We start from the raw sequence: 9598 nt of genomic DNA, 5'->3' as shown, positions 1-9598 counted from the left end.
TAAAATTGAAAAATGTCGCGATCGCACACTTCGTGTGCGTTACTGAAGGTAAGATTGGCCTTGGAATCATGATAAAATCCAAGACCGAACTGAGGGGGTACTAAAAATACGCTGTTTCTGGATGAGAACTAATTACAAAATCAATAACGAAGCTAGCATTCATTTTAACAAGCATAAATGAATAGATAATTATCGGATTTGGTATAATTACTCAAGACCGGTGCAATCGAATTAAGGTGTAATATTCATAACACTGTCTCTGCAGGCGAAGTGTTACAACCACATCCTGCGCCCTGACCGTATTGGATTAGGCATATATTAGTATCTGTTGAGCTCATTAAAATAGGCATTATTTCAACATGGCAAATTATTAGACCGCAGCTTTACCCGGATGACAACTTGCTCATTATTCATTAGACTATGCGTTAAATAGTTCTTTTAATGAAGGCGGTGCATTTAATGAAAACAGCTTCTATGTTGATACTGACGGCTTGCTTAGCCCTGCCGTTAACTGCATTCGTCCCCGATGCCCAGGCTGCTAACAACGGCAAGGTAGCAAGCACCGCCGGGCAGTCATCGAAACTTAAGGTTAGCAGTCGCGCTCAGGCAATTCAGCTCGCTCAGCGCCAATACCAAGGTAAAGTTCTCAAAGCGCAATCAAGCAGCGTCAATAGCCACCCGGGCTACAAGGTCAAGATGCTATCCAAAGAAGGCCTGGTGTTTTATGTTTTAATCGATGCACAAACTGGCCGTATCAGCAGGAATTGATCCTTCTCAGAAGAAATTTAAAGATACTCAGAGGAGCCAACAAATGAGAATACTTTTAGTCGAGGATGATATTGATCTGCAGACCAACCTGAAAGAACACTTAAGTGAGTCCAACTATCTGGTCGATGTCGCATCGGACGGTGAAGAAGGTCTTTTTCAGGGTACTGAATGTGCTTATGATGCCGCCATCATCGACGTAGGTTTACCTAAACTCAATGGTCTTGAATTAATCACCCAGCTTAGAGAACAGCAGCGGGACTTCCCTATTTTAATCTTAACTGCGCGGGATAGCTGGCAGGATAAAGTAGAAGGGCTCGACGCCGGCGCAGATGACTACCTTACCAAACCCTTTTTCCCGGAGGAGCTGGTGGCACGTCTGAAAGCCCTGATTCGCCGCTCAGCAGGCAAAGCCAGTCCGGTAATAAACAATGGTCCGTTCAGTATAAATACCAGCAGCCTGGAAGTTAAAAAAGGCGATCAATTTATCACCTTAAGCGGCTCAGAATATAAACTTTTTGAATATTTCATGCTCCATCCCGGTGAAGTTAAATCTAAAACGGTGCTCACTGAGCATATTTACGATCAGGACTTTGATCTCGACTCCAATGTGATCGAAGTATTTGTGCGGCGCTTAAGAAAAAAACTGGATCCCGATAATGAATACGGGCTGATTGAAACCTTAAGAGGACAGGGTTACCGTCTAACGCCACTGACAAAAAATCAAGATCCCGGTTAATGAGCATTCAGGGTGGCAGTTCGACTAACAATAAGGGGCTCTTAAGCTCACTCAAAGTCAGGCTTATTCTTAGCGCCCTGTTAGTGATCCTGGTGCTGATGCCCTTAATCGGCTTGACCTTAAACGACGCATTTAAACAACAGGCAAAAAGCGCCACTAGAAATGAACTCAGTGCCTATGTTTCGGCTGTGCTCGCGGTCACCGAGGTCGAAGACAAGCAACTGGTAATGCCTGAGCAGCTATTAAATAACCAGTTTAACGTTATTCAATCCGGTTTATATGCACTGATCTCCACACCCTCCCTTCAGAAGCAGAATAATGATCTACTGTTGTCAGGGACACAAGACACAATAAGCAGTCACTCGCCCAATATTCTCTGGCAGTCTAACTCATTTCTAGGTTTAGAAGCACCGGATAATTTACCTTACCCGGTTACCGGGCAAAGTGCATTTTCAGAGATAACACTTGAAGGCAAAGCTTACCTTATCTACAGCTTCAGTGCCCTTTTCGAACATCAGAGCAGCGCCAAACAGACCGGGCAGTTTCCGCTCACCATCCATATCATTAAAGATCAAGCCGATTTTAAGCTGCAGGTAAAGCAATTTACCAAACAACTCTGGACCTGGTTACTAATCTTAATGGTACTGCTGATTATTGTACAGGCAGCCTGGTTATCATGGACCATCAAACCACTGGCTCAGTTCACTCATGAACTCAGGGAGGTAGAACAGGGCCATGCTAACCAGCTTAAAACCATCTATCCGACAGAACTGCAAGCTGTTGCCCGGCAGCTTAATGCACTGCTGAATACCGAGCAAAATCAACGCAAGCGTTATCGTAATGCTCTGTCGGATCTGGCCCATAGCCTGAAAACACCACTGGCAGTCATACAAAGTCAAAAGGGCTTAAGCCGTTCTGCTGTCGAGCAGGTAGATGTGATCAATAAAATGATAGAACATCAATTAAAACGCGCGCAGAGCGCGGCAGGTTCCTCCTGGCACCTAGGCATCAAGGTCAGCTCTGTCTCTGATAAGCTAATACGAACACTGGCTAAAATTTATCAGGAGCCGCAAATCTTGATTAATCAGCATGTTGATCCGCAAGCTATTTTTAAAGGTGATCAAAGCGATCTGACCGAAATCCTTGGTAATGTATTAGATAATGCCTGCAAGGCGGCAAAATCACAGGTTTTATTAACCGTAACAACGACCGAGAACCTGTTAACCATAACGGTTGAAGATGACGGTAAAGGGGTAACTACAGAGCAACGGACACAGATCTTCGAACGGGGCATTCGCGCGGATTCCTATCAGCATGGTCACGGGATAGGGCTTGCTATCGTTCGAGATCTGATTGACAGTTATAACGGTCAACTCTCCGTATCAACATCAGAAAGGCTCGGGGGCGCCAAATTTTTGTTTAGCTTTAGCTTAGGGGCAGGCTGAACACAACCCGCACAGGAACTTTAAAAAATAAGGCACTGGATTAAACTTACCTTTCAGCTTGCGTTCATCTTCGACTCTTTATAATCGCTATAACCTGATAAAAAGAGTTTGGAGGGCATATGAACAAGTTCACTTTGACATGTTACCGCTCATTGTATATCGCGCTAATAGGCATGCTGATTATGCTACCGATGGTATTTATTAATGATGCCGATGCGCAAGAACAATATGCCGGACAGACTGAATTCAGTGAAGCGGAACTGGCACAGATTTTAGCGCCGATCGCCCTGTACCCTGACAGTTTGCTGACCCATATATTAATTGCCTCAACCTACCCGCTTGAGGTAGTGCAGGCGAACCGCTGGCGCACTGAAAACAGGCATTTCAATGCCGGTCAGCTAATGCAAAAGGCCGAGAATAAAAACTGGGATCCCAGTGTCATTGCACTTCTGGCCTTTCCCAATATACTCGAAAAACTCAGCGATGATTTAAACTGGACGCAAAAACTCGGTCAGGCTTTTTTACAGGATGAGGCCGCGCTGCTTGCCAGTATTCAATCATTAAGACGGCAAGCCGATCGGGCAAAGAGTTTGCCGGAGATGGAGAATATGTCCGTCACCCGCGTTGATAATCAAATTATTATAGAGCCTGCTCATCACGGGATTGTTTACGTACCCTATTATGACTCAAGAGTGGTCTACGGCCACTGGTACTGGACAGCTTATCCACCTGTATATTGGGCCCCTTACCCTTATTATGTTCGCCGTCCGCACAGCCACTTTTATTGGCACAGCGGTATACAGATCTCATTCAACTATTATTTCACTACGTTTAACTGGCACAGGCGCCATCTTATCGTCGTTAATCATCGTAATTCCCATTTTTATCGTCCTCGCAAACGCATCATCAGCAGCGAAGGTGCACATCGCTGGCGTCATAAACCACAATATATTCATCGCGTACCCGGAGGTAAACCTCATCATGTAAGGCAGCGTGATGATCGCCTCCCCAACCGTGTGTCGCCACAAAAAATTCCCTATAATGAACATCGTCGGCTAACGGATAATAAAATACATATTAATAATATTGAGCGTAATAGAGATAGAGTGAAACGGCTAATTAAACAACGGGATAAGTCAAATAAGGGCGAACATCTGCCTCAGACAAAAAACGATTTAAAACCCCGTAACCGGACTGAAAGCCATCAGCGGGATAGGCAGTTAAAGGGCATGCAACCGACTCAGACAAAAAGCGACTTGAAAACCCGCAACCGGACTGAAGGCAATCGGCAGGATAAGCCGCTAAACGGCATGCAACCGACTCAGGCAAAAAGCGAACTGAAAACTCGTAACCGGACTGAAGGCTATCAGCGGGATAGGCAGTTAAAGGTCATACAACCGACTCAGAGAAAAAGTGAACAGAAAACAGGTAATAGAACTGAAAGGGTTCAACAGAAAAAACAACAGCGCCGAGATAAAGATACCCAGTCCGGCTCAAAATGCAGAAATCAAGCGGGTAATACAGGTTCTTTGCAATGTGTAAAATTTTAGAAAAATATTAACTAATGGTTCTAATTAAAAAATAAATAACCTACTATTTAATAGGATGACAATACATTAATTGAATTTAACTCACTCAAATAAAATCGCTATGTACTTGATATTTTTAGGTACAAGGCATTGTTTAGTAAAAGAAGGTTAACATGATGAACAACAAATCAATTATCGCATTAATGTTAGTAACACTTTTAACCGGCTGTGCTCGCCAAAGTGCAACAACTGGCGAGCAAGAAACAAACACTGCGACTAAGGGGGCGCTTGGCGGAGCAGTTATCGGTGCAATTGCCGGAGCTGCAACAGGTAAGAAAAATGCCGCTGTATTTGGCGCACTGGGAGGCGCAGCCATCGGTGGAGGAATTGGTTATTATTTTGATCAGCAGGAAGCTGCACTTCGTGATGAATTATTAAATTCAGGTGTACAAGTTAAACGTGTTGGCGAAAACGAACTGCAACTTATTATGGCGCAGGGCATTGGTTTTGCTACCGGAAGTTATGAATTAAGCGGCAGTATTTTTCAAACCCTAAATGGGGTTGCCAAAATTCTTAATGAGTACCCTAAATCATCATTAAGAATTATCGGTCACACCGACAGCGTCGGCAGTTCAGAATCAAACTTAACTCTGTCCGAGCGTCGTGCTGAATCAGTCGGTGAGTACCTGATTCGCCAAAACGTAAAATCCGGGCGCTTAAGTACAACAGGCTATGGCGAACGCCGTCCGATAGCAACTAATGATACAGCAGCCGGTCGTGCAGCTAACCGCCGTGTAGAGATTAATATCATCGCTAACTAGGCGCACACAGAGGACAATGGTGAGCATTTTTCAGTCGGATAGCAGTACTCTTCCCTAATCCGGCTGTTAAAAATGTACAGCTGGTGCAGAAAATCCGAACAACTGTTCGGATTTTTTACCCTTTAATTTATTTTGTACAATTTATATTGTGTGATGTGATGGTCTAATCACGAAGGTTAATTGCCTGAATGCTTCATGGATAAAAGCATCTCCTCGTATTCCTGTAACTTGGCATCCGCTTCCTCGCCAAACAAGATCAGACAAGCTTCTTTTAGTCCCGGTGCTGACAGAATATCCAACGCCGGCACCACCAATGCTATTTTCGAACGCCGGCGTAAAAAATCGTCCAGCTTGGTCACCATTTCCCGTTGTGCCGCGTGCTCAATTTCAACCCGCAGATATTCCGAGTTTTCAATCAATAACTCCCCTTTTTCCGGACTTTCACGGATGCTCTCGAGCATATTGAGCGCATTTCGCCCGTAACGACGCCAGAATCTTGTTGTTAAAGGCTCCGAAGAAGATTTTGGCGTTAATTGATCAAATCCCATTAATTCTGCCCGATGCAAAAACTCCCGCTTAATCGCCGGATCCGGTTCACCGTACCATTTGTATTTTAGATGTGGCAAAACGATGCCAAAATCTTTAACAAGAGCAACAACTTCATCCCCAACATTTAGACAATCCGTTAGTTTTCCGCCAAATATGGACAGATAACCACTCTCCATATTGCTATCAATAGCATGTTTACGTGACAGCTTCACCCACTCGGCCTTACCACCGCTACCTTTAATGGCAAGTGGCCTTACCCCGCAGCGTTCGGCAATCACATCAGCTGTTGTTAACTTTTTATCCAACTGCAGCAGCTTATTGGCGTTATCGAGCACAAACTGCCGGTCTGTATTGGTCACATAAACCTCAGGCGTTTCTACCTGAGTGTCCGTGGTGCCAATACAGGTTTTGGGCCCCATCGGAATAACAAAAAACAGCCTGCCGTCATCGGCAAAAAAAGTCAGTATTTTGTTACTGTCAGTGACCTTATTGACGATTAAATGTATTCCTTTTGAGAACAGGTGGTGATGTTCGGTATTCTCTTTGTTGGTTTTATTCAACGCATCAACAAAAGGGCCGCCGGCATTTATTAGTACTCTGGAGCGAATGGTGAATTGTTCTCCGCTAATCGTATTGCGCACCTTGGTTAGCCAGATGTCCTCTTTTCGAACTGAACCCAGTGATTCAACATAATTTGCGGCAATACAGCCATAACTCATACTGGAACGAATAAAGTTGAAGGTAAAACGGGCATCATTATCCGGTAAGTAACAGTCTGAGTACTCAAAACCACCAATCACAGAAGCTGTATTGATCACTTTTTCCATTGATCTAATCTTTGCTGCGGTCAAATAATTTGGCATTTTGGTATGAAAACGGCCGATCATCCAATATAAGAGACTGCCGAGAAAAATAACGAAAGGCGGGAAACGAAAGTCCTTGTGAATACTGGTTAAGAAACGGATCTCTTTAACCGATGCAGGATAACAACGCATCAGGTGATTCCGGCTTTTACACAACTTATTAACTAAAGAAAACTCAAAACTCTCCAAATATTTAATCCCGCCCCAGACGAGGTTAGAGGAATTAGAACTCGTACAGGCGGCAAAATCGTTTTTATCAATCAGTGCTATTTTAGCGCCTTTAGCTGCCAACGCAGCGGCTGAAACGGCACCATTTATCCCTCCACCAATCACCAGCACATCAAAGAGCTCCACAGGAAGTTTCTGCAGGTTTGTATTACGGAGGTTGCTCATTTTTATCCCCTGCCAATAATGTTGTCAAACGCGATAAACTGACAATTAATAGAACAACCGGTTTAATAAAAATAACAAATTGACATAGTTGCACTATTTTTGTGCCCAAACCCAGATTGCCGAATAGATAAATCTAATAGTAGATTATTTACGTTCTTAGGGGTATTTTTTCGCATAATTACATACGGTTCCGGAAACTACTGCGATAATACTCCACAAATTAAACATTAAACTATGCTGATAAACACCTCGCCACACCTAAAGATCACTAAAAAACAAAAAGCATCAAACCTAAGTCACAAAACAAACACGATTTCCTATCTTATAAACAGATCTCTATGTTACAAATAAATTTATCAATGAGACAAAATACACGGATTAATGCCTAACTAAGTTTTTAATTGGGAGCTTTATGTTAGATAGACAAAGTATTGAGAGTAAGACCGTTTTAGCAGCCCCTGCTTCCGATATGGTTTATCGCGAGTCTTTAGTTAAGTCTGATTTAGCGCATTGTATCTATCTTTTTGTAGAGGATGAAAGTGAAAAAATGGCTTTCAGAATCCTGCTTGAAGAAGGTCTCGGGATTAATTTCAGAAAATACGGTATTGTCCTTGCCCACTATGGCGGTATTGATAATTTAAAACATACTGTCAAATTGATGAACCAGCCCCCTAGGTATTTGAGCCCCATGATATTTACCTACGGTGATGATTTAAAAGCTAAATCTGACATAAAAAACTTCTCCAACATGCCCGCTAACATTCACCTGTTCAGAGTGCCCTATCAGCCCGTTGTCCATTTACCTGACGGAAAAGTCGGAGGCTCATTTATTGAATCTTTTTCCCCTAAAGATTTTATCAATGCCTGCTTTAACACGACGTTATTAAAGTCTCACCCTGATATTCGCAAACAAGATTTTTCAAAAGTATTCCACCATAAAAAACCCTACTACACGCAAATCGTGAGTTTTTTACAAAATAAAAAGTTAAGTAATTATTTGCCCTGTAAAATTGAAATTGCCGAGAGTATGGCCACCTATTGTCAGAACGAACCAAGCACCTACCATAAACTGGCCAGCCTGATTAAAGAGATACGCAAAAACAATCCAGTTTCGGCATAAAGGTACAAGAAAATTTAATCTGGGCATAACGTTTTGGCAAGTCAGTGACTTATACCAAACGCATTAATTAAGTGTTCAGTTTTGCCCACTCCCTTTGGCAGAGTGTTTTTACCTGCTCTATCTGATGCCTAAAGTTATTCCATCCTCGGCTAACCTGCTCAACAATGTCCTCATAATCTTTAAATGCAAAATTGGCTAAATCATTTTGTCGTAGCCATGACCACACCCGCTCAATTGGATTCAATTCTGGAGAATAAGGAGGAAGGTGTATAATTGATAAGTTATCAAATTTACCCACAATCTTATTTGAGTGCCAACTAGCACGATCCATGAGAACAATAGAATAACGTCCTTTCGGTGTTGCATCCGATATTAACTGAAGATGTTTTTGCATCATTTCCATGCTTAAAACGGGACTAATCAAGGCTTCTGTTTGACCTGTTGCCGGACAAACTGCACCGTAGATATGTGCTGATATAAACTGCTGCTGCCTGATGACGCTTGGCCGACAGCCTTTTTCTGCCCAGATTTTTGTTGTGGTATTTTGTTGCCCAAAACGCGCTTCGTCTTGGAACCAGATATCAATAGTATCAAGTCCCGCATGGCCTGGAATAAGTTTAATAACTTCAATCAAGAATTTTTTTTAAAGTTTTCTTGTGCTTCTAGGTCTTGTTTAGGGTGCTTCGAGCGTGAAGTGATCCAAACCAAATTCAACTCTTTCATTAACCTGTAAATATTTCTTATCTTGTAGGTGACGAGATATGTTTCCTGGATATATTTTTGAATATCTTTACCCATTAGGCGACCACCCGACTTTTTTGCGGCATTAGCAATAATATATTCTTTGAGTTGAGTTTTTTGTCGGTCATTAAGTAAAGGTGGGCGCCCGGTCGCTAATTTTAGCCCTAAGCCATCAAAGCCATTGGATAGATATTTTGCTATCCATTCGTTAACTAAACGGCGGCTAACAGTGAGATTTTTTGCTATTGAAGCTCTAGATTGACCTTCATTAAATTTCTGTATCGACATATAGCGGAGCTTAAGGCTCGCATTATTTGTATATGGGATTGATAGATCTGTCATATTTTTTAATTATTAAACCAACTGTCTGCTAATTTATAAGGTATACCACAGGTGATCACAAATTTAATGCGTTTGGTATGACTATCGTATCAGGCGCTTAAACGAAAAAATCCCTGCTGAGGTTTTCTGGATTTGGTAGCTACGATTGGAAAGGGGGCGCGGGCTTTAGCCTGCTTTGTTTGTGCAGCCGCTGGCGATGGAAGAGGTTTTGCAGAGCTCACCTGCTCATAGCGCTTTAGCCAGCATTGCTAGTGCGAGACACCGGCGATGGACAGGACTCGCAGAGCTCGC

The 9598-nt window shown here is 42.8% G+C and carries 8 protein-coding genes; 6 read left to right on the top strand and 2 right to left on the bottom strand.

The window, feature by feature from the left end; translation table 11 throughout:
• Positions 1-459: 459 nt before the first annotated feature.
• The 5 genes from ABZA00_RS14740 (at position 460) to ABZA00_RS14720 (ending at position 5299) form a co-directional block, all read left to right on the top strand.
• Entirely contained in the window at positions 460-768 is a 309-nt protein-coding gene (locus tag ABZA00_RS14740) for a PepSY domain-containing protein (RefSeq protein WP_372882921.1), read from the top strand.
• Between the two features lie 43 nt (positions 769-811).
• Positions 812-1504, top strand: coding sequence for a response regulator transcription factor (locus ABZA00_RS14735; RefSeq protein WP_372882920.1), 693 nt, complete (start codon positions 812-814; stop codon positions 1502-1504).
• The gene (locus ABZA00_RS14730) at positions 1504-2949 is read left to right on the top strand and encodes an ATP-binding protein (RefSeq protein WP_372882919.1); all 1446 of its coding nucleotides are present in this window, start codon (positions 1504-1506) and stop codon (positions 2947-2949) included. Before ABZA00_RS14735 ends, ABZA00_RS14730 begins: the two co-directional genes overlap by 1 nt.
• Before the next feature lie 119 nt (positions 2950-3068).
• Positions 3069-4499, top strand: a complete 1431-nt coding sequence (locus ABZA00_RS14725) for a DUF3300 domain-containing protein (protein ID WP_372882918.1) — start codon at positions 3069-3071, stop codon at positions 4497-4499.
• A 152-nt stretch (positions 4500-4651) separates the two neighbouring features.
• Positions 4652-5299: an OmpA family protein gene (locus ABZA00_RS14720; protein WP_372882917.1), complete on the top strand. Its 648-nt coding sequence runs from the start codon at positions 4652-4654 to the stop codon at positions 5297-5299.
• Between the two features lie 176 nt (positions 5300-5475).
• On the opposite strand, the gene ABZA00_RS14715 is transcribed toward ABZA00_RS14720, so the two are convergent.
• Complete coding sequence (locus tag ABZA00_RS14715) at positions 5476-7104, bottom strand: glycerol-3-phosphate dehydrogenase/oxidase (protein WP_372882916.1); 1629 nt, start codon at positions 7102-7104, stop codon at positions 5476-5478.
• 412 nt (positions 7105-7516) lie between these two features.
• Here ABZA00_RS14715 and ABZA00_RS14710 point away from each other — a divergent pair, with 412 nt between their 5' ends.
• Positions 7517-8224, top strand: a complete 708-nt coding sequence (locus ABZA00_RS14710; protein ID WP_372882915.1) for a hypothetical protein — start codon at positions 7517-7519, stop codon at positions 8222-8224.
• 67 nt (positions 8225-8291) lie between these two features.
• Here the strand turns inward: ABZA00_RS14710 and ABZA00_RS14705 are convergent.
• Positions 8292-9307 (bottom strand): IS630 family transposase gene (locus ABZA00_RS14705; RefSeq protein ID WP_372882914.1). Its coding sequence is split into 2 segments (ribosomal slippage): positions 8292-8867 and positions 8870-9307, totalling 1014 coding nucleotides; the frame shifts between segments, so codons are not numbered across the junction.
• Between the last annotated feature and the right edge of the window lie 291 nt (positions 9308-9598).

Origin of the sequence: Psychromonas sp., from assembly GCF_041586535.1 — a bacterium.
In the GTDB taxonomy this organism is placed as follows: domain Bacteria; phylum Pseudomonadota; class Gammaproteobacteria; order Enterobacterales; family Psychromonadaceae; genus Psychromonas.
Note: the sequence above shows the minus strand (reverse complement) of the source record. Positions and strands in the feature narration are given on the sequence as shown.

Bases quoted from the DNA above. Each gene is read 5' to 3' on its own strand.
- ABZA00_RS14740 (WP_372882921.1), top strand. From the start codon at position 460: ATGAAAACAGCTTCTATGTTGATACTGACGGCTTGCTTAGCCCTGCCG.
- ABZA00_RS14735 (WP_372882920.1), top strand. From the start codon at position 812: ATGAGAATACTTTTAGTCGAGGATGATATTGATCTGCAGACCAACCTG.
- ABZA00_RS14730 (WP_372882919.1), top strand. From the start codon at position 1,504: ATGAGCATTCAGGGTGGCAGTTCGACTAACAATAAGGGGCTCTTAAGC.
- ABZA00_RS14725 (WP_372882918.1), top strand. From the start codon at position 3,069: ATGAACAAGTTCACTTTGACATGTTACCGCTCATTGTATATCGCGCTA.
- ABZA00_RS14720 (WP_372882917.1), top strand. From the start codon at position 4,652: ATGATGAACAACAAATCAATTATCGCATTAATGTTAGTAACACTTTTA.
- ABZA00_RS14715 (WP_372882916.1), bottom strand. From the start codon at position 7,104: ATGAGCAACCTCCGTAATACAAACCTGCAGAAACTTCCTGTGGAGCTC.
- ABZA00_RS14710 (WP_372882915.1), top strand. From the start codon at position 7,517: ATGTTAGATAGACAAAGTATTGAGAGTAAGACCGTTTTAGCAGCCCCT.